Origin of the sequence: Micromonospora sp. NPDC047670, assembly GCF_043204915.1 — a bacterium.
Classification (GTDB): domain Bacteria; phylum Actinomycetota; class Actinomycetes; order Mycobacteriales; family Micromonosporaceae; genus Micromonospora.
The window spans coordinates 271,520-294,516 of sequence record NZ_JBIDDA010000004.1; the positions used below are offsets into that span (position 1 = coordinate 271,520).

A 22,997-nucleotide genomic window follows, 5' to 3' on the forward strand; every position below is an offset into this window, starting at 1 on the left:
AGAAACTCGGAGGTTCCCATGACCGCTGTGGGGAACGGTGCACAGACCGCCGGCCGGCCCACCCGCCTGCCCCGTTCCGCGCGCCGCAAGCAACTGCTCGCCGCGGCCCAGGAGGTGTTCGTCGCCCAGGGTTACCACGCGGCGGCGATGGACGACATCGCCGAGCGGGCGGGGGTCTCCAAGCCGGTGCTCTACCAGCACTTCCCCGGCAAGATGGAGCTCTACCTCGCCCTGCTCGACACGCACTGCGACGCGATCCTCGCGAAGGTGCACGAGGCGATGCGCGGCACCAACGACAACAAGGAGCGGGTCGGCGCGTCGGTGCGCGCCTACTTCGACTTCATCGACCACGAGAGCGAGGCGTTCCGCCTCGTCTTCGAGTCGGACCTGCGCAACGACCCGGCGGTGCGGCAGCGCGTCGAGCGGGTCGAACAGGGCTGCATCGCGGCGATAACCGACACCATCATCTCCGACACCGGGGTCAGCCGCGCGCACGCCGAGCTGCTCGCCTCCGGCCTGGTCGGGGCGGCCGAGACCGCCGCGCAGTTCTGGCTGGCCGGCGGCCGGCAGGTGCCCAAGGCGGAGGCGGAGGCGCTGGTCGCCGCCCTCTCGTGGCGGGGCATCGCCAGCTTCCCGTTGCAAGGTGAGTCAGCCTGAGCATCGGGCCGCGAGATCGGATAGCCTTCCCATCGGCGGCTCTTTCGCCCGAACGAGGAGGCACTGTGGAGGTCAAGATCGGCGTGCAGTACGCGCCCCGCGAGCTGGTGCTGGAGAGCGCGCAGTCGCCGGCCGAGATCGAGCAGATCGTGACCGACGCCATGGCCAAGGACGAGGGCACGCTCTCCCTGACCGACGAGAAGGGTCGGCGGGTGATCGTGCCGGTCAACAAGGTCGCCTACGTCGAGATCGCCGAGGCGTCGCCGCGAGCGGTCGGCTTCACCGTCCGCTGACCAGGCCGGCCGGCCGCGACGGGTGACCCGGTCACCCGTCGCGGATCCGCCGACCGTTGTCGGCCGGTGCGTCAGTTGTTCAGCCCGGCGGCGGCCATCCGCGTGGTGTGTGCCGCGGTCAGCCGGCGGAACAATCCCTGCACGTCCACCCGGTCGTTCCCCGCGATGAGGGCGGTCAGCGCGCCCCGGTCGGCGGCGGCGACCCGGCCGGCCTGCGACAGGGCCTCCCCGACCAGCCGCCGCGCCCACATCGAGAGCCGGCCGGCCACCTTCGGGTCGGCGGCGAGGGCGGCCCGGATCTCCGCGACGGCGAAGTCGGCGTACGCGGAGTCGTGCACCACGTCGAGGACGAGCCGGCGGTCCGGCTCCGCCAGGGCCGCAGCGATCTCCCGGATGAAGTCGTCGGTGATGGCGTCGCCCACGTACGCCTTGGTCACCGCCTCCGCCCAGTCCCGCGGCTCGGTCGAATCGTGGTACGCCTGCAGCGGCGCGACGTACGGCGCCATCGCGTCGTCCGGCAGCACGCCGAGCGCGGCGATCCGGTCGGCCAGCCGCCGGTAGTTGCCGATCTCGGCGGCGGCCATCTCGCTCAGGGCCGCCCGGCGGCGCAGGTCCGGGGCGAGCCGGGCGTCGACGGCCATCCGCTCGAAGGCGAGCAGCTCACCGAGGGCCACCAGGCCGAGCAGGTCGGTGACGGCGTGGTGGGGCAGTTCGGTGACGGCGGGGCCGGTCGGGTCCGTGGCGGCGGCGCCGGGCAGCGTCCTGCCGGACGGGTCCGGGACGGCACTCTCGGGCGGATCGTGATCGGGGTCGGGCACGAGCGCAGGCTACCGCCGGGGCCGCATCTTCGGGTGGAGTGACGCAGGTCACATGAGGCAACCCCGGACGCACCGCCCGCTCCAGGAATCAGGACGCCCACCCGGCGGTTCGGGTAGGATAGAGCAGTTGCCGTGGGCGCCGAGCTGGCCAGGCTGGTCCAACCGACCGGTCGGTCCGATCGAAGTCCGACCCCACGGCGCGCGTGCGGCCCGGTCCGGCCAGGCAGTCTGCCGCCGACCGTGTGGCCCGCGCCACACCGATCGCGCCCTGAGGACATGACGGGGCGCACCCACGAGAGGGCACCCCCAAATCCATATGAGCGAGCTGACCCAAGACCTCATGGACGGCCAGGAACTGGCCCCCACCGCTCCGGTGCGACCGGAGGCACCCACCTTCGCCGAGCTGGGCGCGCGTCAGGAGACCGTCGACGCGCTGGCCGCGGCCGGCATCACCCGCGCGTTCGCCATCCAGGAGTACGCGCTCCCGATCGCCATGCGCGGCACCGACCTGATCGGGCAGGCGCCCACCGGCACCGGCAAGACCCTCGGCTTCGGCGTACCGCTGCTGGAGCGGGTCTTCGCGCCGGGCGAGGGCAGCGACGGCGTGCCGCAGGCGCTGGTCGTCGTGCCCACCCGCGAGCTGGGCATCCAGGTCGCCAAGGACCTCGCCGCCGCCGGCCGGACCCGGGGCGTCCGGGTGCTGCCGATCTACGGCGGCGTGGCGTACGAGCCGCAGGTCGACGCGCTGCGCAAGGGCGTGGAGATCCTGGTCGGCACCCCCGGCCGCCTGCTCGACCTGGCCAAGCAGAAGCACCTGCGCCTGGACCGGGTGCACGCGCTGGTCCTCGACGAGGCCGACCGGATGCTCGACCTGGGCTTCCTCGACGACGTCGAGCGGATCCTCGCGATGCTGCCGGAGGACCGGCAGACGATGCTCTTCTCGGCGACCATGCCGGACCCGATCGTCACCCTCTCCCGGCGCTTCCTGCGCCACCCGGTGACGATCCACGCCGGGCACACCGCCGAGACCGGGCCGTCGCCGCAGACCGAGCAGCTCGTCTACCGCACCCACTCGATGAACAAGATCGAGATCGTGGCCCGCATCCTGCAGGCCGAGGGGCGCGGGCTGACCATGATCTTCACCCGCACCAAGCGGGCCGCCGACCGGGTCGCCGAGGACCTCGACTTCCGGGGCTTCGCCGTCGCCGCCGTGCACGGCGACCTCGGGCAGGGCGCGCGCGAGCGGGCGCTGCGGGCGTTCCGGGCCGGCAAGATCGACATTCTGGTCGCCACCGACGTGGCGGCGCGCGGGCTCGACGTCAGCGGCGTCACCCACGTCATCAACTACGACTGCCCGGAGGACCAGGACACCTACACCCACCGGATCGGTCGCACGGGCCGGGCCGGGGCGAGCGGCGTCGCGGTGACCTTCGTCGACTGGGACGACATGCCCCGCTGGCGGATCATCGACAAGACGCTGGGCCTGGAGATGCCGGAGCCGCCGGAGACGTACCACACGTCCCCGCACCTCTACACCGACCTGCACATCCCCACCGAGGTCAGCGGCACCCTGCCGACCGCCGAGCGCACCCGCGCCGGGCTGTCGGCCGAGGTGGAGGAGGACCTGGGCGGTGGCCGGTCCCGCCGGGGCGAGGGCCGCGGTGCCCGGCGCGGCGAGAGCCGCGGTCGCGGTGAGCGCCGCCAGGGCCACGCCGCCGGGACGATCGCCGAGCCGGACGCCGACGCGCCGGCCGAGGCCACCGAGGAGGGCACCCGCACCCCGCGTCGCCGTCGGCGTCGCCGGGCCGGCGAGACGGTCTCGGGCGAGCCGACCGCGGTGATCACCGCCGAGGCCGCCGACGCCCCGGCCGCCGCCGAGGGCGAGGCGCCGAAGCCGCGCCGCCGCCGGCGCCGTCGTGGTGGCGGTGGCTCCGCCGGTACGCCGGCCGAGGCGACGACCGCCGACTGACCCCACGCACGACAGCCGACATCCCCGTACCGGTCCCCGGTGCGGGGATGTCGCCGTCGTGCCCCGTGCACGGGGTGCCCGGCGGTGTCGGGCCGCGCGGCGGCGCCCCGCCGACGACGAGGAAGATGGAGCAATGCCCGAACCGCTGGATGCCGCCCTGACCGAGGTCCGGGCCCTGCTGCTCGACCCCGCGCTGACCCGGGCGGTCGCCGCCGGGCGTCGACGCGGGCACCGCCCCTCGGTGGTCCGCGCCGAGCTGAGGCCGGTCGCGCTCAAGGCCGGTCCCCGGCTGCAGATCTCCACCTCCGACGGCTCCCGGCCGTACACCCGCAACGTCGCCCCCGGCCCGGAGGCGGACGCGGCGGTGGACGCGCTGCTGGCCGAGCCGTTCGGCAACTGGCACGTGGAGACGGCCGACGCCACGCTGCAACTGCGGGTGACCAAGTCGGGCGAGGCGCAGGTCCACCGCGCCGCCGCGGCGCGGCCGGTGGCCGAGCCGGGTGGGCACGACCGGGCGAAGGAGTACCTGCTCGACCCGGGCGACCCGATCTTCGCCGAGATCGGCGGCTCGGCGGCGAAGCGGCGGCAGGTCGACGCGTTCCTGCGGGCGCTGGCGGCGACCCTCCCCGACGACCTCACCGGGCCGCTGCGGGTCGTCGACCTCGGGTGCGGCAACGCGTACCTGACCTTCGCCGCGTACCGGTGGCTGGCGCAGCGGGGGCTCGACGTCGAACTGGTCGGCGTGGACGTCCGGGAGGACCAGCGCCGCCGCAACACCGAGCTGGCCGAGCGGCTGGGCTGGGCCGACCGGGTGAGCTTCGTGGCCGGCACCATCGCCGACGCCGTCGTGACACCCGCCCCCGACCTGGTGCTGGCGCTGCACGCCTGCGACACCGCCACCGACGAGGCGCTGGCCCGGGCGGTGCGCTGGGGGGCCCGCTGGGTGCTCGCCGCGCCGTGCTGCCACCACGACGTCGCGGCCCAGCTGCGCGCGCGGCCGGCTCCCGCGCCGTACGACCTGCTGACCCGGCAGGGCATCCTCCGCGAGCGCTTCGCGGACGTCCTCACCGACGCGCTGCGGGCCGGGCTGCTCCGCCTGCACGGCTACCGGGCCGAGGTGGTGGAGTTCGTCGACTCCCGGCACACGCCGCGCAACCTGCTCATCCGGGCCCGGCGCACCGGCACCGCGCCGACGGACGGTCAGCGGGCGGAGTACCGGCAACTGGTCGACCAGTGGGGAGTCACCCCCCGGCTGGAGACCCTGCTCCCGGCGGCCCCGGCCCCGTCAGCCGGGTGATCCACGTCATCGTTCCCGGCGGAAAGTCCCGCCCACGGGACGGTCTGGTCGGTCAGTCAATTGTTTCCTTACCTTTCCGTACTACCCTCGGAGGCGCACCGCCGGGTGCCGGTCGGGAGGGAAGACCCGCAGGGATGGGTTCGGTAGAGGTATCGCCGCAGATGGCCTTCGCACGCTTCGTGCGGCGCGCCATCGACGACGCCCGCGAGGAGCGCGGGTGGACGGTCACGGACCTGGCGTCCCACACCGGCGTCGGTCGCTCCACCGTGTTCCGCTGGCTCGCCGGCGACTGGCAGGACTATCCGGAGCTCGCCAAGGTACGGGGCTTCTGTGCCGCGCTGGACCTGCCGGTCGCGGCCGCGTTCCGCGCGCTCGGCCTGCCCGACGCCGGCCCCTCGCCGCGCCGACGCCTCGACGACGGCCCGGTCGAGGCGGACGTCCGGGTGATCCTGCAACGGCTGGCCGACCCGACGGTGCCGGCGGAGGAGAAGCACCACATCCGCGACCTGCTGCGCTACCTGGCCCGCCGCCCGATCCGCCGCGCCGGCTGACCGCCATCCGTCGGCGTCCGCGCCGGCCGCCGGCCGACGTCAGGGCACGGTCAGCGTGAACTCGGCGGTCCGCACCACGCCGCCGACCTGGAAGTCGAGGTAGAGCCGGTAGCGGCCCGGGCCGGGCGTGGTCACCCAGAACGTCACCGCCCCGTCGGCCGCCTGCGGCTCGGGGTGGACGTGCAGGTAACCCAGGTCGCCCTCGCGCAGCGCGACCAGGTGCCCGTACGCGCCGAGGTAGCGCTCCAGCGTCGGGGTGCCCCCGGCCGCGCCGAACCGGAAGGTCAGCGGCACGGTCAGGCCGGTCTGCGGCGTGCCCTGGTAGCTGACGGTGAACCCGTCGACCGTGGCCGTGGTGGCCGGCGCGGGCAGCGGCCGCGGCTGGTAGCCGCCGGGCGCGACCAGGTCGACCCCGAGGGTCACCGCCGCCTGCCGGCCGTCGTCGGCGAGCGCGGTGAAGTCGGCGTACGCGCGCCAGACGCCGGGCTGCGGCAGGGTCAGCGGCACCGACCAGGTGCCGTCGGCGGCCATGGTGGGGTGCAGGTGCTGGTAGCCGGTCAGGTCGCGGCGCACCACGATCAGGTGCATCGGCTTGTCGTGCACGACGGCGAACCGGGTCACTGGGCGGCGTTGCGCGTCGCGCACCTGGAAGCGCAGTTCGCCCGGCCGGGCGGCGGTGAACGTCGACGCCACCGGGGTGAGCGTGTAGCCGGCCGAGGTGACCGAGAGGCCGGACGCCTCCGCCACCGTGCCCTGGTCTGCGCCGTGCTGGTGGGCGCCGGTCCCCGGCGCGTGGGTGTGCTCGCCGAGGGCGCTGTCCAGCCCCGCCGACGCGGACGGGCCCCCGCCGTCGAGCCGCCCGAGACCGAAGCCGAGCAGCACCGCGAGCACCAGTCCGCCGACGACCAGCGCCAGCCGGAGCGTGCTCCGGTCCGGCACGGCCGACACCCGGCGGGGCTCCACGGCGGCCCGGTCGGGCCCGGGTGAGGACTGGTCCGGCACGGCCGAGGGGCGGTCCGACGCGCCCGACGCCAGGTGCCCCAGGGCCGGGGCGTGGTCCGGCACCACCGGGGACTGGTCAGGCACCGCCGCCGTCCCGCTCGCGGCCGGGCTGCTCATCGGTCATGCCGCTCACGCTACCCTCCGTCACGATCGGCCCGGTCCCGCATCGACGCGGGGTGGCGACGGTCGCACTCCCGGCCGGCCGGGAACTTTCCCGTCCCCGGCCCCGACGGGGACCGCGCAGCTCTACCGGCCGGCGGGTCAGCCGGCCACGGCCAGGGCCAGCGGCAGCACGTCGGGCGCGCCGGCGCGGCGCAGCTCCCGGGCGGCCATCGTCATCGTCCAGCCCGAGTCGACCAGGTCGTCGACGAGGAGCACCGGCCCGGCGAGCCCGGCGAGGGCGTCGGCCAGGTCCGCCGGCACGGTGAGGGCACCGTGCAGCGCGCGTACCCGCTGGGCGCTGTTGCCGCGCGGGCCCTCACCGGCGGCCGGGCCGGCCGGCGTCACCTGGCCGAGCAGGGGCAGCCGGCCGACGGCGGCGATCCGCTCGGCGAGCGAGCCGACCAGCCGGGGCCGGCGACGCGAGCCGACCGCCACCACGGCGACCGGGCGGCGCGGCCACGGGTCGTCGCCGTGCGCCCACGCCTTCAGCACCTCGACCACGGCGGCGGCCACGTCGTCCGGAACCGGCCCGTCGGCCGCCTCCGGCCCGACCAGGCCGCGCAGCCGCCCGCCCCAGCCCAGGTCGGACAGCCGCCCCACCGCCCGCCCCGGCAGCGCCTGCTCCGCCGGGGCGATCCGCCCCCTGAGCGGTACACCCACCGCCTCCAGCCCGGTCGGCCAGAGCTTCTTCGGCCCGATCTCCACGCCGGGCCGGCCGAGGAAGGTCTGCGCGGCGATCAGCGCGACGTCCGACACCTCGGGCGTGAACAGCGGACCGGCGCAGCGGTCGCACCGGCCGCAGTCGGCGGCCCCGGCGTCGTCCAGGCACTCGCGCAGGTAGCGCAGCCGGCAGTCGGGGGTGCTCACGTACTCGCGCATGGCCTGCTGCTCGGCGGTGCGCGCCTGGGCGACGCGGCGCAGCCGGGCCTCGTCGTAGACCCAGGGCTCGCCGGTGGCGAGCCAGCCGCCGCGCACCCGGCGGACCGCGCCGTCGACGTCGAGCACCTTGAGCATCAGCTCCAGCCGGGCCCGGCGCAGGTCGACGATCGGTTCGAGGGCCTGGGTGGAGAGCGGACGGTCGGTGTGCAGGGCCGCCAGCACCGCGCGGACCTGCTCCTCCGGCGGGAAGGCGAGCGAGGCGAAGTAGCGCCAGATGGCGGCGTCCTCGACGCCCGGCAGCAGCAGCACCTCGGCGTGCGCGACGGCCCGGCCGGCGCGGCCGACCTGCTGGTAGTACGCGATCGGCGAGGGCGGCGCGCCGAGGTGCACCACGAAGCCGAGGTCGGGCTTGTCGAAGCCCATGCCCAGGGCGCTCGTGGCGATCAGCGCCTTGATCTTGTTGTCCAGCAGGTCCTGCTCGGCGGCCCGCCGGTCGGCGTCCTCGGCCTGGCCCGTGTAGGAGGCGACGGCGTAGCCCCGGGAGCGGAGGAACTCGGCCGTCTCCCCCGCCGCCGCGACGGTGAGCGTGTAGACGATGCCCGAGCCGGGCAGCCGGTCCAGGTGGTCGGCGAGCCAGGCCAACCGGTGCGCGGGGCTCGGCAGGTCGACCACGCCGAGCCGCAGCGACTCGCGGTCGAGGCTGCCACGCAGCACGAGGGCGTCACCCAACTGCTCGGCGACGTCGGCGGTGACCCGGGCGTTGGCGGTGGCCGTGGTCGCCAGCACGGGCGTGCGCTCCGGCAGGTTGCCGAGGAAGGTACGCAGCCGCCGGTAGTCCGGTCGGAAGTCGTGCCCCCAGTCGGAGACGCAGTGCGCCTCGTCGACCACCAGCAGGCCGGTGGTCGCCGCCAGCTTCGGCAGCACGGTGTCCCGGAAGTCCGGGTTGTTGAGCCGCTCCGGGCTGATCAGCAGCACGTCGACGGCACCGGCGTGGATCTCGGCGGTGATCTCGTCCCACTCGTCCAGGTTGGCGGAGTTGATGGTGCGGGCCCGGATGCCGGCGCGGGCCGCCGACTCGACCTGGTTGCGCATCAGCGCCAGCAGCGGCGAGACGATCACGGTCGGCCCGGCGGGGGCGTCGCGGCCGGGAGCCGGGGCCGACGCGCCGTGGGCGGGCGCGCCGGCGGCGGGAGCGCCGGCTTCCGGCCCCCGGTCGCGCAGCAGGGCGGTGGCCACGAAGTAGACGGCCGACTTGCCCCACCCGGTGCGCTGCACGCAGAGCACCCGGCGGCGGTCGACCACCAGCGCCTCGATCGCCCGCCACTGGTCCTCGCGGAGCCGGGCGTGCTCGCCGGCCAACCGCCGCAGCACCGCCTCAGCCCGCTCCCGTACCGCCGTCCGATCCTGGCTCATCCGGCATTTCTACCAGCGTTCGCGGGGCGGGCGGTCGGCCGAGTTCGCTACTTCGGGGATGTTGTCCCCTTCCGTGCCGGACGGGGCGACAACATCCCCGAAGTCGCCCCCTCGCCGCCCGCCCCTCCCGGTCAGCGGCCGAGGACCGAGCCGCCGTTGACCCCGAGCACCTGCCCGGTGACGTAGCCGGCCGCCGGGCCGGCCAGGTAGCGGACCGCCTCGGCGATGTCCTCCGGGGTGCCGGCGCGGCCGACCAGGGTCGCCGCCACCCGCTTCGCGTGCCCCTCCGGGGTCATCCGGTCGCCGAAGAACTCCGTGTCCGCGACGTAGCCGGGGCTGACCACGTTGACCGTGATCTGTTCCGGTCCGAGCTGCGCCGCGAGGTCGTACGCCCAGCCGTGCAGCGCCGCCTTCGCCGCCGAGTACGCGCCGCCGCCACCCCGCTGGGCGGCGATCGAGCTGACCAGGACGACCCGGCCGCCGGGGCGGCGCAGGGCCGGCCGAAGCGCCTCGGTGAGCAGCACGGCGGTGAGCACGTTGGCGTCCAGGTTGGCCCGCCAGTGCGCCGCCGTCGCGGCCAGGGTGCCGGTGTCGCCGCCCAGGTAGCCGCCCGCGTTGTTGACGACCACGTCGACCGCCCGCCCGCCGACGGCGTCGACCACCCGGGCGACCTGCCCGGGGTCGGTCAGGTCGGCGGCGACGGCGCGTACGGCGCCGGGTCGCCCGCACTCGGCGCCGATACGGTCGGCGGCGGCGGCGAGCACGTCCGCCCGCCGCCCCACGACCAGCACAGAGCATCCGTCCGCGACCAGCGCCCGGGCGACGGCCGCACCGATTCCCGTTCCACCGCCACTGACAACCGCAAACCGTTCACCCATGGTGATCCTCCTTCGCGCAGAAGCCCCGCCGATCTTGGAGCCGTCGCCGGGTGGGCGCAACTCCATACCGGCGGGGCCGGGCCCGTGCCGTCAGGAGCGGCGGGACGGGGTGCGCAGGGAGTGCCGCAGGAGCGCCAGGCGCGGGGCGAGGCTGGCCAGGCCGCCGGGGAAGAAGTAGACGGCCAGGATGAAGACGGTGCCGAGCACGAAGAGCGGCTGGGAGAGCGGCCGGCTCAGGAACCCCGGCAGGGCCTCCACCGCGTCGGAGGTGCCGAAGGCCACCAGCCGGTGGTCCAGGTACATGTAGAGGACGCCGCCGATCACCGGGCCCCACCGGGTGCCGGGCCCACCGAGCACCACCATGACCAGCAGCGCCAGGGTCCACTCGGAGGAGGTGATGTGCGGCGAGGCGCCGCCCACGATCAGGACGTAGACCACGCCGCCGGCCGCCGCGAGCCCACCCGCCAGGGTGAACGCCACCAGCTTGAACCGGTACGGGTCGAGCCCGAGCACCCCGATGCGCCGCTCGTCGTCGCGCAGGCCGGCGAGCACCCGCCCGGTCGGCGAGCCGGAGACCCGGTGCACCACGAAGACCACCACGACCAGGTACGCCAGCGCCAGCCAGTAGAGGTTGACCGTGTTGGTGACCCCGACCAGCCCCTGCGGCAGCCCGGAGACGTCCAGCGGCAACCCCTCCTCGCCGCCGGTCAGCCCGCCGAAGTCGCGGGCCACCAGGATCGCCCCGACCTGGGCGAAGGCCAACGTCACCATGGCGAACGCGATGCCGACGGTGCGCAGCGCCACCGCGCCGAGCAGCGCGGCGAGGATCGTCCCGCCGGTGATCGCCAGCAGCGCCGCCTGCCAGAGCGGCAGCCCGGCCTTGGTGACGAGGATGTCGGTGCCGTAGACGCCGGCGGCGAAGTAGAGGGCGTGCCCGAAGGAGAGCATCCCGGTCCGTCCGAAGAGCAGGTCGTACCCGGCGGCCAGACCGCCGAAGACCAGGCAGACGGCGAGCAGTTGCAGGGTGCCCGGGGAGTTGAGCGCCCCCTCGAAGATGCCCGGCAGGTGCAGCGTGGAGTACGGCAGGACCAGCGCGACGGCCAGCGCGGCCAGCGGCAGGAAGGGGCGCAGCCCGTGCCAGCGTCCCCGCCGCGGGTCCAGCTCGCCGGGCACCGCCGCGGGCGGGGCCGGGACCTCGGGGCTCTTGACCTCGGTCATGCCGTTGCCACCTTTCCGGCGATGCCCTGCGGGCGCAGCAGCAGCACCACGGCCAGCAGCGCGACCACGCAGATGTCGCCCAGCCCGGAGGTGCCGTAGTAGTTGACGAACTGTTGCGTGAGGCCGACGGCGACCGCCGCGTACGCGGAGCCGACCACCGAGCCCATCCCGCCGATGACCACCACGATGAACGCGAAGATCAGCAGCGAGCCGCCCTGGCCGGGTGAGACGGTGCCGAAGTAGACGCCGCCGAGCGCGCCGGCCAGCGCCGCAGCCGCCCCGCCGATCGCGAAGACCAGGGTGAACGCCTTGCGCACGTCGATGCCGAGCGCGGTGACCATCTCCCGGTTCTCCACGCCGGCCCGGATCACCAGGCCGTAGCGGGTCCACCGGAGGAAGGCCAGGATCGCACCGAGCACCAGCACCGCGGCGATGATCAGCAGCAGGCCGCCGTTCGGCACGTTCGCGCCGAGGATGCCGGTGACCTGCCGGGTCCACTCGGGGCGCGGGAACGGCCGCGCGTCCGCGCCCCAGGTCGCCTGGAGCAGGGCCACGCCGGCCAGCGAGAGGCCGACGGTGACCAGCACCTGCTCGATGGTGCGGGAGTACAGCGGCCGGATCAGCACCAGCTCGACCAGCATCGCCACCAGCGTGCCGGCCGCCACGCCGAAGGCGACCGCGACCACGAAGCCGAAGCCGTCGGACCCGGCGCCGGGCAGGTTGTGCGCCGCCCACCACGTCCCGTACGCGCCGACGCCGAGGAAGACGCCGTGGGCGAAGTTGAGCACGTCGGCCAGGCCGAAGACCAGGGAGAGCCCGCTGGCGACCAGGAAGTAGAGCGCCGCCAGGCCGAGGCCGGTCAGCGTCAACAGGATGACGGTGTCCATCAGCGCTGCTCCTTCCTCGCGCCTGCGGGGCCCGCAAGCTCACTGGTCGCGCTCGGCGCGTGATGCCCCTCCGCCGAACCCACGCCCAGCAACGACCTGGTCAGGGCGGTCTCCAGCAGCAACTCCTGCGCGTCGCCGGTCCAGGCCACCCGGCCGGCGGCCAGCACGACCGCGTCCCGGGCGAGCCGCCGCACCACGGCCAGGTTCTGCTCGACCAGCAGCACCGGCACGGATTCGGCGACCCGTTCCAGCACCTCGGCGACCTCGGTCACCACCTTCGGCGCCAGGCCCTTGGTCGGCTCGTCGACCAGCAGCAGCCGGTTGTCGTTGAGCAGCACCCGGCCGATCGCGAGCATCTGCTGCTGGCCGCCGGAGAGCGAGCCGGCCCGTTGCCGTCCGCGCCGGTCCAGCTCCGGGAAGAGCGCATAGACCTTGTCGTACGCCGGGGAGGCGCCCCGCCGCTCGGCGAGCCGGAGGTTCTCGGCCACGGTGAGCCCGGCGAACACGCAACGGTCCTCCGGCACGTAGCCGAGCCCGCCGCGGATCAGCCGGTGCGTCGGCCGGGCCAGCAGGCTCTGCGCGCCCATCCGGATCGCGCCCCGCACCTCGCCGCCGCGCGGCGTGAGGCCGACGATCGCGCGCAACGTGGTCGTCTTGCCGACGCCGTTGCGCCCGAGCAGGACCGTGACGCCGGTCGGGGCGACCGTGAAGGACACCCCCTGGAGGATGTGCAGCCCGGCGATCCGGACCGACAGGTTCTCCACGCTGAGAATGGGTTCCACTAGAGCGACTCCCCCAGGTAGGCCTCTTGCACGGTGGGGTTGGCCATCACCGTCTCCGGGGTGTCGCAGGCGAGCAGCGCGCCGTGGTGCATCACGGCGATCCGGTCGGCCAGTTCCAGGATGACGTCCATGTGGTGCTCGACCATGAGCACCGACCGGCCGCTGTCGCCGGTGAGCGAGCGGATCACGGAGACCAGCTCGGGCACGTCCTCGGCGCTGACGCCGGCCATCGGCTCGTCGAGCAGCATGACCCGCGGCTCCCCGGCGAGTAGCAGGGCGATCTCCAGCTTCCGCTTCTCGCCGTGGGCGAGGGTGCCGGCGAGGGCCGCGCCCCGGTGGGCGAGGCCGACCCGGTCGAGCGCGGCGTCGGCGGCGGCGGCGACCTCACGGTCGGCCGCCGCCCGCCGCCACAGCTTCATCGAGCCCCCGCGGTGCGCCTGCACGGCGAGCCGGACGTTCTCCCGCACGCTGAGCGAACCGAAGACCGAGGATGCCTGGAAGGTACGCCCGAGCCCGAGGCGGGCCCGCCTGTGCGGCGGGAGGGAGCCGATGTCCTGCCCGTCGAGGGTGATCCGACCTTCCGTGGCCCGGCGTACGCCGGTGATCAGGTTGAACAGTGAGGTCTTGCCGGCGCCGTTGGGCCCGATGACGCCGAGGAACTCCCCGGGCGCCAGGTCGAGGTAGACGCTGTCGACGATGGCGACCTCACCGATCCGCCAGGTCAGACCGCGGGTGGCGAGCATCTGTTGTCAGCCCTTCATCGCCACGGCCGGCGGCGCGGTCTCGTCCCCGGTCAGCGCCTTCTGGGCGGTGGCCGTGAACGTCGTGCCGCTGCCGGTCAGCTTGGCCTGGAACATCGGCTGGAGCAGGGCGTGGTCCTCGGCGCGGATGGTCATCTTGCCCTTGACCCCGTCGAAGCTCCAGCCCTCCAGGGCCTTGACCATCTTCTCGACGTCGTCGCCGCCCTCGGCGGCGGCGCGGACGACCATCTGCGCGGCGGCGAAGCCGTCCGGGTGGAACAGGTCGATGGTGCCGACCTTGGCCTTCAGCGCCTTCGTGGCCTCGTTGTCGGAGGCCCCGTCGAAGTAGTGCGACAGGAAGGAGATCTTGCTGCCGGCGGCGCCGAAGGTCGGCCACGAGGCGCGGATGTCCAGGCCGGTGACGACCGTGGTGGAGGAGAGCACGCCCTGCTGGTCGAGGGTCTGCCACATGGCCGGGGCGGTGGTGCCGGCCCAGGCGACGAAGAGCAGGTCCGGCCTGGCGGACTTGATCTGGCTGGCGAACGGGGTGAACTCCGTCGCGCTGGCCGGCGCCCGGACGCTGCTGACGGTCGCGCCCGCGCCGCCGATGACGGTCTTGACGGCCGCCTCGTTGGCGTCGCCGAAGGCGCCGTCCTGGGCGAAGACCACGACCTTCTTGCCGGCCGGGTCGCCGATGAACGACCTGGCGGTCACCACGTCCTGGTACGACTGCCGCCCGGAGCGGAAGGTGTATTTGTTCGCGCCGGTCACCGCGTCCGTGGCGGCCGGGCCGGAGATGAAGAGGACCTTGTTCTGCGCGGCGATCGGGGCGACCTGGAGCGCCACGCCGGACGCCGTCGATCCCGCGATGATTTTGTTGCCCTTGCCGATCAGGTCCTTGGCCGCGGAGACCGCCTTCGCCGGGTCACCGGCGTCGTCGACCTCGGTGATCTCGATCGTCCGGTCGCCGACCTTGTTGGTGCCCCCGGTGGCGAAGTCGAGGCCGGCCTTGAACCCCTCGATGTACTGCTTGCCGTAGCTGGCGAGGGCTCCCGACTGGGAGTACACCAGGCCAACCTTCACCGGGGCGGTGCTGTCGCCGCCGCCGGAGGCGGTTTCCTGCGGGCTGCCACAGGCCGTGGCGGCGAGCGCCGCGGCCATCATTGTGGCGGCGGAGAGGAACACCCGCCGCGTCGTCCGGACCGTCATTGCGACTCCACGTGAGGACTCGGAGGTAGGGAACACATGTGACGGCTCACGCTAGAAGTGACGTCACCCACGGGCTATGTGGCCGAAACACACAAGTAACAGGGGTGGGGTGGCCGAGGGTTACAGCGGCCGCGACCCGGCGGTGACCTCGGGCGTACGCGATGGGCGTTCCCGCCATCGATGGAAGCGCTCCTGTGTCGCGCCGCGCCACCGACACCGGCCGAATGGGGTATTCGTCCCGCCGCACCGCCGGCGAAGCTCCTGCGAGGTCCTGGCACGCCTGAGTCGTCCACGACATCAGCTCGACAGGGCCGGAGACGCGACCATCCGGCCGGGCACGGCGGAGGGCACCCGACGACGCGCCGGCCGGCGACCGGGACAACGACGCCGGCCCGCCACCCGGGACAGGGGTGGCGGGCCGGCGCGGGGCGGCGGGCAGGTCAGCGCCGGGCGAGGCCCTCCCGGGCGGCGACGGCGGTGTCCGGGTGGTCGGTGAAGACGCCGTCCAGGCCGAGGCCGAGGAACAGCTCGTACTCGGACTGGATGTCGCCGCGCGCGTTCGGGTCCGCGCCGATCCGGAGGTCGGCCGGCAGGAACTGGTTCTCCGCCCGGAACGTCCAGGCGTGCACGACCAGTCGCTCCCGGTGCGCGTCCGGGACCAGGGTGGTCGGGGCGAGCAGCTTGCCGCCGGCGTCGCGCGGGACGATCAGGTTCTTGTTGGCGCCGACGCCGTCGGCGTACCGGGCGATCCACTTCAGGCCGGCGGGCTTGGCCAGGTCCTGGTAGGTGCGGGCGTCACCGGCGACGGTGAAGTCGTACGGCCGGCCGGTGGCGTCGAGGAGCTGGGCGAGCTTGACGTCGATCATCCGGTCGAGCTTGCGCAGGTTCGCCGTCTCGAACGACTGGATGATCACCGGCGAGTTCCGGTGGGTCAGCTTGTTGCGCCGCAACACCTCGACCAGCGGCTCCTCCAGGGGCAGCCCGATGGAGGCGAAGTAGGTCGGGTGCTTGGTCTCCGGGTAGACGCCGATGGTGCGGCCCCGCGCCCGCCCCTCGGCGCGGGCCAGGTCGATGACCTCCTGGAGGGTGGGCACCTCGAACCGGCCGTCGAAGGCGGTGTTGGCGACACGCACCTGCGGCAGCCGCTCCTTGGCCCGCAGCGTCTTCAGCTCGGCGAGGGTGAAGTCCTCGGTGAACCAGCCGGTGACCGTGACGCCGTCGATGGTCTTCGTGGCCCGGCGACCCGCGAACTCGGGGCGGGCGGCCACGTCGGTCGTACCGCTGATCTCGTTCTCGTGCCGGGCGATCAGCGCGCCGTCGCGCGTGGCGACCAGGTCCGGCTCGATGTAGTCCGCGCCCTGCCGGATCGCCAGCCGGTAGGCCTCCAGGGTGTGCTCCGGCCGGTAGCCGCTGGCGCCGCGATGGCCGATCACGAGCGGACGGTCGGTCGGCCGGGCCCGCTCGGCGGCGTGCGTCGGGGCGGCCGACGCGGCCACGGTCGGCACGGCCACGGCGGCCGCGAGCAGGACGCCGGCCACACCGAGGGCGGAAAGGGTACGTCGCAACGCCGTCTCCTGTCGTCGTCGAGGAATCGGCCTCAGCAGACCGGTCCGGGTTGACGGCGAGTTGGTCGGCGCCTGACGGGGGGATGAATCCTCGGGATGCCGGTTTCCACACCCGAACCGCGGCGGAAAAGGAAGATTGTCTGGTGCGCCGGCTTCTCCGTCACCCCGTGCGGCTGGTGCCGTTCGGCTTCCTGGTGACGATCCTGCTCGGCACCGGGCTGCTGATGCTGCCCTGGGCCACCAGCGAGCACCAGCACACCCCGTTCCTGACCGCCCTGTTCACCGCGACCTCGGCGGTCTCGGTGACCGGCATGTCCGTGGTGGACACCCCGAACTACTGGAACGAGTTCGGGCTGCTGATGATCACGGTGCTCACTCAGGTCGGCGGCATCGGCATCGTCACCGGCGCCACCCTGGTGATCCTGGTGGTGGCCCGCCGGCTCGGGCTGCGCAGCCGGCTGCTGGTGCAGGCCGAGACGGCCGAGTTCGGCATCGGCGACGTACGCCGGCTGCTGCTGCGCATCGCCGGCCTCGCGCTGGTCTGCGAGTCGATCATCACGGTCGTCATGACGGCGAGGTTGTGGCTCGCCTACGACTACCCGTTCGCCCGGGCCCTCTGGATCAGCGTCTTCCACGCCGTCCAGGCATTCAACAACGGCGGGTTCGCCCTCTACTCCGAGAGCCTGATCGGCTTCTCGACCGACGCCTGGATCATCCTGCCGCTGGCGATCGGCACCGTCATCGGCGGTCTCGGCTTCCCGGCCCTGTTCGAGGCGGCCCGGGAGTGGCGCGGCCCGAGCCGCTGGGCCGTCGCCACCAAGCTGACCGTCTGGGGCAGCGTGGCGCTGCTGGTGGCGGGCTTTCTGGGGATGCTTGCCGTCGAGTGGGCCAACCCGCGCACCCTGGGCATCTACGCCTGGCACGACAAGCTCCTCGTGGCGTTCGCCCAGGACGCGTTCATCCGCACTGGCGGTTTCAACGTCGTCGACGTCGAGGGCCTGGAGGAGGAGAGCTACCCGCTGGTCATCGCGCTGATGTTCATCGGCGGCGGCAGCGCCAGCACGGCCGGCGGGATCAAGGTGACGACCTTCTTCCTGCTCGCCTTCGTCATCTGGGCCGAGTTGCGGGGCGAGCCGGACGTGACGGTCGGGCACCGCCGCGTGGCCACCGCCAGCCAGCGTCAGGCGATCACCGTCGCGCTGCTCAGCGTCGCGCTGGTGGCCGGCGGCACGGTGGCGCTGATCCTGCTCACCGAGGGGATTCCCCTCTACGCCGCGCTGTTCGAGGTGACCTCGGCGCTCACCACCACCGGCCTCAGCGTCGGGGTCGCCGCCAACCTCCCGGAGCCCGGCCAGTTCGCCCTGATCGTCCTCATGTTCGTCGGCCGGATCGGGCCGCTGACCCTCGGGTCGGCGATCGCCCTGAACACCCGTCGGCGGCTGTACCGCTACCCGGAGGAGCAACCCATTGTCGGCTAGGAAGACGACGGACGAGAGCGGCGTCGTGGTGGTCGGGCTGGGCCGGTTCGGCTGCCACCTCGCCAGCGCGCTGACCGCACTCGACCACGAGGTGCTGGCCATCGACCGCAACCCGGACCAGGTGCAGCGATGGTCGGCCCAGCTCGACCGCGTCGTGCAGGCCGACGCCACCGAGGAGGGGGCGCTGCGCCAGCTCGGCGTGGCGGACTTCGGCCGGGCGGTGATCGCCATCGGCGCCTCGGTGGAGGCGAGCGTGCTGACCGTGCTGGCGCTGACCGAGCTGGGCGTGCCGCAGATCTGGGCCCGGGCCACCTCGGCGAAACACGCCAAGATCCTGGGCTCGGTCGGCGCGCACCACGTGATCTTTCCCGAGGCCGAGACCGGCGAACGGGTGGCCCACCTGATCGTCAGCAGGATGCTGGACTTCATCGAGTTCGGCGACGACTTCGCCATCGCCAAGGTCTGCACCCCCGAGGCGATGGTCGGCCGGCCGCTCGCGGACCTGACCCCGACCGAACGCTACGGGGTGCGGGTGGTCGGCGTGAAGCTGCCCGGCGAACGCTTCCGGTACGCCACCGACGCCACCGTGGTCGCGCCGGGCAGCATGCTGATCGTCGAGGGGAACATCGAGCAGGTGCAACGCTTCGCGGCGCTCAACTGACGCCGGGCTCAGTCGTCGCCGCCGTCGTCGTCATCGTCGTCCCTTTCCGGACTTACCGCTTTTTTTCCACCACCCGACCCCTTGCCCTTGCCGGAGTTGTCGGACTTGGCCTTCGAGCCGCCGGAGTCGCCCCCGGAGGTGCCGGCCCTCGTCGTGGGCGCCTTCGCCGTCGGTGCCTTGGCGGTCGGGGCCTTGGTGGTGGGCGCGGTGGTGGGCACCGAACCGGCCACCCCGGCCACCTGCACGTCGCAGGTCTCGTCGCCGAGGCGGAACTCCACCGGCAGCGGGTTGGTCCCGGTGTGGCGGCCGGTCAGGGTGAGCTTCTCCGACGCGCCGGGAGCCAGCGCCGCCTGCTCCGGGGCCGGTTCCACGAGCACCGTCCGCCCCTCCTGGCGTACGGGGACGGGCACCGACTTCGTCACGGTCTGCTGGCCGGGGAAGGCGAAGCTCATCCGCCAGCCGCGCAGCTCCCGCTGGCCGGTGTTGGTCAGCGTCAGCTCGGCGGCGAAGTCCCTGCCGGAGTCCTTGCGCAGCGTGTACGCGACCTGGCAGGGCGCGGGCTGCTCCGCGCCCATCCGCGCCTCCGTCGGCTGGTCGATGCCGCCGCTGGCCGGGCTGTGGGAGGTCACCCCCCACAGCGCCGCGGTCACCGCCACCAGCCCGGCGGCGGCCACCCCCGCCTCGACCCGCCGCCGTCGCGCCGCCGCCCGTCTGTTGCGCGTACCGGAGAACGGCAGCGCGTCGGTGGCGGCGGACCAGGGCAGGATCGTGGTGCCCGCGCTGGCCAGTGCGGCCGGGTCCACGGGCCCGGCGGCCGGGGAGACCGGCACCGCGGCGACGATGCCGGCCGCCTCGGCGAGCGTCCGGGCCACCTCGGCGGTGCCGGGGCGGTCCTCGGGTTGCTTCGCCAGGCACCGGTGGACCAGGTCGCGCACCTCGTCGGGGAGCCCCGGCACCGGCGGCATCGGCTCCGGGTCGTTGTACATGTGCGCGCGCAGCATCTGGGTGGTGGTGCTCGCCTGCCAGGGCAGCCGGCCGGTGAGCATCCGGTAGAGCAGCAGGCCGACCGCGTACACGTCGGTGGCCGGGGAGACCTGACCGTTGTCGAGCCGCTCCGGCGCGAGGTACGCGGGCGTGCCGAGCAGGGTCCCGTCCGGCCCCTTCTCCTTCTCGCCGACCAGCGCGGAGATGCCGAAGTCGACCACCTTCACGCCGGTGGCGGTCAGCATGATGTTGCCCGGGGTGACGTCGCGGTGCACCACGCCGCGCGCGTGGGCGGTGGCCAGCGCCGAGGTCACCTCCGCGCCGATCGTCACCGCCTCCCGCCAGGGCAGGCTCCCCCGGCGCAGCCGGCCGGTCAGCGACTCGCCGTCGACCAGCTCCATGACGACGTACGGCACGGTCAGGCCGACCTGCTCGGACTCGCCGTAGTCGTAGACGTTGGTGATGTTGGGGTGGCACAGCCGGGCCGCGGCCTGCGCCTCGATCCGGATGCGGTGCCGGAACGCGCGGTCGCTGGCCAGCCGGGACGCGAGCACCTTGACCGCCACCTGGCGGCCGAGCACCTCGTCGTAGCCCCGCCACACGACGGACATCCCGCCCGCGCCGAGCTGTTCGATCAGCCGGTACCGCTCACCCAGCAGTTGCGCGCCGTCCCGGTTCGCTCCACCCATGGGGGTCGTTGTTGCCCGGGACGGCCCCGGCTACACCTGCGGGGTCGGAATCGGTCAGCGATGTCACCCGATCAGGCGGTGGCGAGGAGCTGGTCCACCGGGGCGTAGTCGTCGGTCAGCACCAGCGCCTCGCCGACGAACGAGGTCAGCTCGGCGCCCGCGAGCAGGCTGACCCCCTCCCGCGGGTCGGCCAGCCGGGCGCGGATCGCGTCCAGCGGCAGCGGGGCGTCGGAGGCGACGATGAGGAAGTTCGCGCCCTCCTGCCCGGCGAGCGCCGCCGCGGGAGCGATCAGCGCGACGTGCCGGAACTCCGCGGCGACGGTGGCCAGCTCGCTGCGGATGAAGCGCAGCGGCGGATAGTCGATGACGTTCTGCACGTAGACGCCGCCGGGCCGGGTCACCCGGCGGATCTCGGCAGCCATCTCCCGGGTCGCCAGGTGCCAGGGCACCACCAGGTGCCCGAACGCGTCGCCGACCACGAGGTCGCGGCTGTCGGTCGCCTCGCCGGCGACGAGCATCCGGGCGTCACCCACCACCGCGCGCAGGTCACGCCCCTGACGTACGCCCAGCTCGCGCTCCCCCAGCTCGACCAGCCCGCCGTCGATCTCGAACACCACGTTGTCGGTTCCGGGGCGGGTGGCGGTCAGGTAGCGCGGCACGGTGAACCCGCCGCCGCCCAGGTGCAGCGCGTCCAGCCGCTGCCCCCGCGGCGCCACCACGTCGGCCACGGCCCCGATCCACCGGGTGTACGCGTATTCCAGGTGGGTGGGGTCGGCGAGGTCGACGTACGAGTGCTGGGCCGAGTTGAGCAGCAGGGTGCGGCCGGAGCCCCGGCCGGGGTCGGCCTCGACGCTGGCGCAGTGGTAGGCCGTCTCGATGTCGCACGGGTTCGGCGCGACCGTGGTCAGCCCGGCGCCGACGAGACCGAGCACCGCCAGGGCCGCCTTGGCCCGGGCCGGGCCGGGCAGCTCCGCGGAGTCCTGACGGCGCAGCCACACCCCGAGGCCGAGCCCGGTGAGCCCGAGCGAGGCGGCCAGGGCGAACAGGATGACCGTGCTGGGCAGCGCGGCGACCAGCACGAACCCGGTGCCAAGGGTGGCGGTGATCCCGCCCAGCGTGCCGATGCCGGAGAGCCGGCCGACCACCTGGCCCGTGCGTCGCAGGTCGGCGAGCTGGAGCTTGACGACAAGTGGGGTGACCGCCGCGAGCAGGGCCGCCGGCACGAAGACGGCGAGCGCCACGAGCAGCAGGATGGCCGTCGCCGCCCCGCCGCGCAGCACCTCGCCGGCGTACCGGACGACGGGCAGGGTGACCGCGGTGGCGATGCCGGCCAGCACCAGGGCCGGGGCCAGCAGGGTGCGCGGGTTGCGCCGGTCGGCCAGCCAGCCGCCCGACCACGCCCCGTACGCGATCGCCGCCAGCGCGATGCCGATGACCGAGCTGGTCACCTGGAGGGTCACCCCGACGTACGGCCCGACCAGGCGCAGTGCGACGGTCTCCAGCACCAGGACGGCGCCGCTGGAGAAGAAGACCAGGAACGCGGCGAGACCGTTGGGCAGTGCCGTGGCGGTCGGCGGCGCCGGCCGGGCCGGCGGGACCGTGACGTCGGACGATGGGGAGCTCACCCGCGCGATGCTACGCAGTGGAACCGGGGTCGCGGGTCAGTACATCGAGAGATGAACATGGTTCGTGTGGTCGGCGGCGGGGCTGCCGCTGCCGCCGTACGCCCGCCACCCGGTGCCCGGATGCCAGATCTGGCGGTACCAGATCACGTAGAGCACGCCGAGGCGGCTGGCGTTGCGCACGTGCCAGGCGGCGAGGCTGTCGCCGTACGCCTTGTCCCCGCCGGTGGCGGTCTCGTCCTCGAACCCGCCGGCGGCGGCCGAGAAGTCGCAGGCCCGACCCTTGGGATGCTCACCGGAGCCGCCGCTGCGGTAGCAGGAGACGTGCCGCTTGTAGCCGGCGGCCTGGGTCTGCTGGAGGGCGTTGAGCGTGCGCGGGGTGATGCAGCCGGAGGTGGTCGGGTCGTTCACCGAGCAGGACTCCGACGGCCAGGAGCCGTCCGGGTTGCGCGGGGCGGGCCGCGCCGAGGTGGAACTGCCGCCGCTGAAGCCGCCGCTGCTGCCCGAACTGACGGCGGCGAGCGCCGTCTCGGCCTCCCGCTTCTTCTTCGCTATCACCGCGAGCTGCTTCTGCTGCTCCCGGACCTCCGTGTCCAGGGCGACCTTGGCCTGCCGCGCCTGCTCCCGCGCGTCGGTCAGGTCGCGCAGCCGCCGGCTGTCGCGCTGCGCCATCATGTCCAGGCTGGCCGCCCGCTCCAGGAACGCCTCGGGCGAGGCGCTGTTGAGCAGCATCGCCGTGGGGGTGAGCCGGCCCACCCGGTAGGACTGGGCGGCCACCTCGCCGACCTGCGCGGTCAGCTCGACCAGCCGGCCCTCCAGCGCGGTCAGCTCCCCCGTCAGCTTCTTCTGCCGGCGCTTGGAGTTGTCCAGCTTCGCCTTGGCCTCGAGGTGCGCCTTGGCGGTGGCCTCGAGGGCGTCCCGGAGCTTCTTGGTGCCGCCCTCGTTGGGTTCCGCGTACGCCGGCACGGCGCCGCCGCCGAAGAGCAGCGCCACCGCGACGAGCAGGGCGATCACCGGGCGGCGGGCGCGCCGCGCCGACTGGGCGATCAGCGGGCGACGCCCGACGGGCATGGTCCTGCGCACGAAAGCATCCTTTCGTCGGCCGCCGGGTGACAGCGCGGCGCGGCGGCGGCCCCCGCCGGGCGCCGGTCGGCGGCCTGCTGGCGGAGACCGGCGGTCAGGATACCGGACCGGCCGTCCCCGACCAGGCCCGCGACCGCTCTCCCCATCGAACATCGACACA

The 22,997-nt window shown here is 74.0% G+C and carries 20 protein-coding genes; 7 read left to right on the forward strand and 13 right to left on the reverse strand.

The annotated features are described in order from the left end of the window. Window positions 1-18 precede the first annotated feature (18 nt). The gene (locus tag ACGF7U_RS12425; RefSeq protein ID WP_393105750.1) at window positions 19-657 is read left to right on the forward strand and encodes a TetR/AcrR family transcriptional regulator; all 639 of its coding nucleotides are present in this window, start codon (window positions 19-21) and stop codon (window positions 655-657) included. A gap of 65 nt (window positions 658-722) precedes the next feature. Then, a complete protein-coding gene (locus tag ACGF7U_RS12430; protein WP_091102353.1) occupies window positions 723-950 on the forward strand; it encodes a DUF3107 domain-containing protein in 228 nt (75 codons plus the stop codon). 71 nt (window positions 951-1,021) lie between these two features. On the opposite strand, the gene ACGF7U_RS12435 is transcribed toward ACGF7U_RS12430, so the two are convergent. Beyond that, window positions 1,022-1,768 carry a ferritin-like fold-containing protein gene (locus ACGF7U_RS12435; RefSeq protein ID WP_393105752.1) on the reverse strand — a complete coding sequence of 249 codons (747 nt, stop codon included), beginning with the start codon at window positions 1,766-1,768 and terminating at the stop codon, window positions 1,022-1,024. 316 nt (window positions 1,769-2,084) lie between these two features. Between ACGF7U_RS12435 and ACGF7U_RS12440 the strand changes: the two genes are divergently transcribed. From ACGF7U_RS12440 to ACGF7U_RS12450, 3 genes are all read left to right on the forward strand, one after another. Continuing rightward, entirely contained in the window at window positions 2,085-3,737 is a 1,653-nt protein-coding gene (locus tag ACGF7U_RS12440) for a DEAD/DEAH box helicase (RefSeq protein ID WP_393105754.1), read from the forward strand. Window positions 3,738-3,870: 133 nt separating this feature from the next. Beyond that, on the forward strand, window positions 3,871-5,034 hold the full coding sequence (locus tag ACGF7U_RS12445) for a class I SAM-dependent methyltransferase (protein ID WP_393105756.1): 1,164 nt from the start codon (window positions 3,871-3,873) through the stop codon (window positions 5,032-5,034). Window positions 5,035-5,168: 134 nt separating this feature from the next. After that, on the forward strand, window positions 5,169-5,585 hold the full coding sequence (locus ACGF7U_RS12450) for a helix-turn-helix domain-containing protein (protein ID WP_393105758.1): 417 nt from the start codon (window positions 5,169-5,171) through the stop codon (window positions 5,583-5,585). 39 nt (window positions 5,586-5,624) lie between these two features. Here the strand turns inward: ACGF7U_RS12450 and ACGF7U_RS12455 are convergent, their stop codons facing one another. The 9 genes from ACGF7U_RS12455 to ACGF7U_RS12495 all read right to left on the reverse strand — a co-directional run bounded on the left by ACGF7U_RS12455 (window position 5,625) and on the right by ACGF7U_RS12495 (window position 16,320). Next, window positions 5,625-6,704 (reverse strand): hypothetical protein, encoded by a 1,080-nt coding sequence (locus ACGF7U_RS12455; RefSeq protein ID WP_393105760.1) that lies wholly within the window; start codon window positions 6,702-6,704, stop codon window positions 5,625-5,627. Window positions 6,705-6,848: 144 nt separating this feature from the next. Then, window positions 6,849-9,041 carry a DEAD/DEAH box helicase gene (locus ACGF7U_RS12460; RefSeq protein ID WP_393105762.1) on the reverse strand — a complete coding sequence of 731 codons (2,193 nt, stop codon included), beginning with the start codon at window positions 9,039-9,041 and terminating at the stop codon, window positions 6,849-6,851. 131 nt (window positions 9,042-9,172) lie between these two features. Beyond that, a complete protein-coding gene (locus tag ACGF7U_RS12465) occupies window positions 9,173-9,919 on the reverse strand; it encodes an SDR family NAD(P)-dependent oxidoreductase (protein ID WP_393105764.1) in 747 nt (248 codons plus the stop codon). 90 nt (window positions 9,920-10,009) lie between these two features. Further along, complete coding sequence (locus ACGF7U_RS12470) at window positions 10,010-11,137, reverse strand: branched-chain amino acid ABC transporter permease (protein WP_393105766.1); 1,128 nt, start codon at window positions 11,135-11,137, stop codon at window positions 10,010-10,012. Beyond that, window positions 11,134-12,024, reverse strand: coding sequence for a branched-chain amino acid ABC transporter permease (locus tag ACGF7U_RS12475; RefSeq protein WP_393105768.1), 891 nt, complete (start codon window positions 12,022-12,024; stop codon window positions 11,134-11,136). Before ACGF7U_RS12475 ends, ACGF7U_RS12470 begins: the two co-directional genes overlap by 4 nt. Then, a complete protein-coding gene (locus ACGF7U_RS12480) occupies window positions 12,024-12,806 on the reverse strand; it encodes an ABC transporter ATP-binding protein (protein ID WP_393105770.1) in 783 nt (260 codons plus the stop codon). The genes ACGF7U_RS12475 and ACGF7U_RS12480 overlap by 1 nt, the downstream gene beginning before the upstream one ends. Further along, entirely contained in the window at window positions 12,806-13,549 is a 744-nt protein-coding gene (locus ACGF7U_RS12485; RefSeq protein ID WP_393105772.1) for an ABC transporter ATP-binding protein, read from the reverse strand. Before ACGF7U_RS12485 ends, ACGF7U_RS12480 begins: the two co-directional genes overlap by 1 nt. 6 nt (window positions 13,550-13,555) lie before the next feature. Continuing rightward, entirely contained in the window at window positions 13,556-14,755 is a 1,200-nt protein-coding gene (locus tag ACGF7U_RS12490; RefSeq protein WP_393105774.1) for a substrate-binding domain-containing protein, read from the reverse strand. A gap of 440 nt (window positions 14,756-15,195) precedes the next feature. After that, window positions 15,196-16,320, reverse strand: a complete 1,125-nt coding sequence (locus ACGF7U_RS12495; RefSeq protein WP_393105776.1) for a glycerophosphodiester phosphodiesterase — start codon at window positions 16,318-16,320, stop codon at window positions 15,196-15,198. A gap of 143 nt (window positions 16,321-16,463) precedes the next feature. On the opposite strand from ACGF7U_RS12495, the gene ACGF7U_RS12500 reads away from it, so the two are divergent. Beyond that, window positions 16,464-17,798 (forward strand): TrkH family potassium uptake protein, encoded by a 1,335-nt coding sequence (locus tag ACGF7U_RS12500; RefSeq protein WP_393105777.1) that lies wholly within the window; start codon window positions 16,464-16,466, stop codon window positions 17,796-17,798. 28 nt (window positions 17,799-17,826) lie between these two features. Next, window positions 17,827-18,459, forward strand: coding sequence for a potassium channel family protein (locus tag ACGF7U_RS12505; protein WP_393106255.1), 633 nt, complete (start codon window positions 17,827-17,829; stop codon window positions 18,457-18,459). 8 nt (window positions 18,460-18,467) lie between these two features. Here the strand turns inward: ACGF7U_RS12505 and ACGF7U_RS12510 are convergent, their stop codons facing one another. The 3 genes from ACGF7U_RS12510 to ACGF7U_RS12520 all read right to left on the reverse strand — a co-directional run bounded on the left by ACGF7U_RS12510 (window position 18,468) and on the right by ACGF7U_RS12520 (window position 22,825). Continuing rightward, a complete protein-coding gene (locus ACGF7U_RS12510; RefSeq protein ID WP_393105779.1) occupies window positions 18,468-20,132 on the reverse strand; it encodes a serine/threonine-protein kinase in 1,665 nt (554 codons plus the stop codon). Between the two features lie 71 nt (window positions 20,133-20,203). Continuing rightward, the gene (locus ACGF7U_RS12515) at window positions 20,204-21,757 is read right to left on the reverse strand and encodes a fused MFS/spermidine synthase (protein ID WP_393105781.1); all 1,554 of its coding nucleotides are present in this window, start codon (window positions 21,755-21,757) and stop codon (window positions 20,204-20,206) included. A gap of 36 nt (window positions 21,758-21,793) precedes the next feature. Continuing rightward, window positions 21,794-22,825 carry a coiled-coil domain-containing protein gene (locus ACGF7U_RS12520; RefSeq protein ID WP_393106256.1) on the reverse strand — a complete coding sequence of 344 codons (1,032 nt, stop codon included), beginning with the start codon at window positions 22,823-22,825 and terminating at the stop codon, window positions 21,794-21,796. Between the last annotated feature and the right edge of the window lie 172 nt (window positions 22,826-22,997).

Excerpts from the sequence above, each read along its gene's own strand:
- ACGF7U_RS12460 (WP_393105762.1), bottom strand. The coding sequence starts at position 9,041 with ATGAGCCAGGATCGGACGGCGGTACGGGAGCGGGCTGAGGCGGTGCTG.
- ACGF7U_RS12520 (WP_393106256.1), bottom strand. The coding sequence starts at position 22,825 with ATGCCCGTCGGGCGTCGCCCGCTGATCGCCCAGTCGGCGCGGCGCGCC.
- ACGF7U_RS12450 (WP_393105758.1), top strand. The coding sequence starts at position 5,169 with ATGGGTTCGGTAGAGGTATCGCCGCAGATGGCCTTCGCACGCTTCGTG.
- ACGF7U_RS12470 (WP_393105766.1), bottom strand. The coding sequence starts at position 11,137 with ATGACCGAGGTCAAGAGCCCCGAGGTCCCGGCCCCGCCCGCGGCGGTG.
- ACGF7U_RS12465 (WP_393105764.1), bottom strand. The coding sequence starts at position 9,919 with ATGGGTGAACGGTTTGCGGTTGTCAGTGGCGGTGGAACGGGAATCGGT.
- ACGF7U_RS12510 (WP_393105779.1), bottom strand. The coding sequence starts at position 20,132 with ATGGGTGGAGCGAACCGGGACGGCGCGCAACTGCTGGGTGAGCGGTAC.
- ACGF7U_RS12440 (WP_393105754.1), top strand. The coding sequence starts at position 2,085 with ATGAGCGAGCTGACCCAAGACCTCATGGACGGCCAGGAACTGGCCCCC.
- ACGF7U_RS12485 (WP_393105772.1), bottom strand. The coding sequence starts at position 13,549 with ATGCTCGCCACCCGCGGTCTGACCTGGCGGATCGGTGAGGTCGCCATC.
- ACGF7U_RS12445 (WP_393105756.1), top strand. The coding sequence starts at position 3,871 with ATGCCCGAACCGCTGGATGCCGCCCTGACCGAGGTCCGGGCCCTGCTG.
- ACGF7U_RS12475 (WP_393105768.1), bottom strand. The coding sequence starts at position 12,024 with ATGGACACCGTCATCCTGTTGACGCTGACCGGCCTCGGCCTGGCGGCG.
- ACGF7U_RS12425 (WP_393105750.1), top strand. The coding sequence starts at position 19 with ATGACCGCTGTGGGGAACGGTGCACAGACCGCCGGCCGGCCCACCCGC.
- ACGF7U_RS12490 (WP_393105774.1), bottom strand. The coding sequence starts at position 14,755 with ATGACGGTCCGGACGACGCGGCGGGTGTTCCTCTCCGCCGCCACAATG.
- ACGF7U_RS12455 (WP_393105760.1), bottom strand. The coding sequence starts at position 6,704 with ATGAGCAGCCCGGCCGCGAGCGGGACGGCGGCGGTGCCTGACCAGTCC.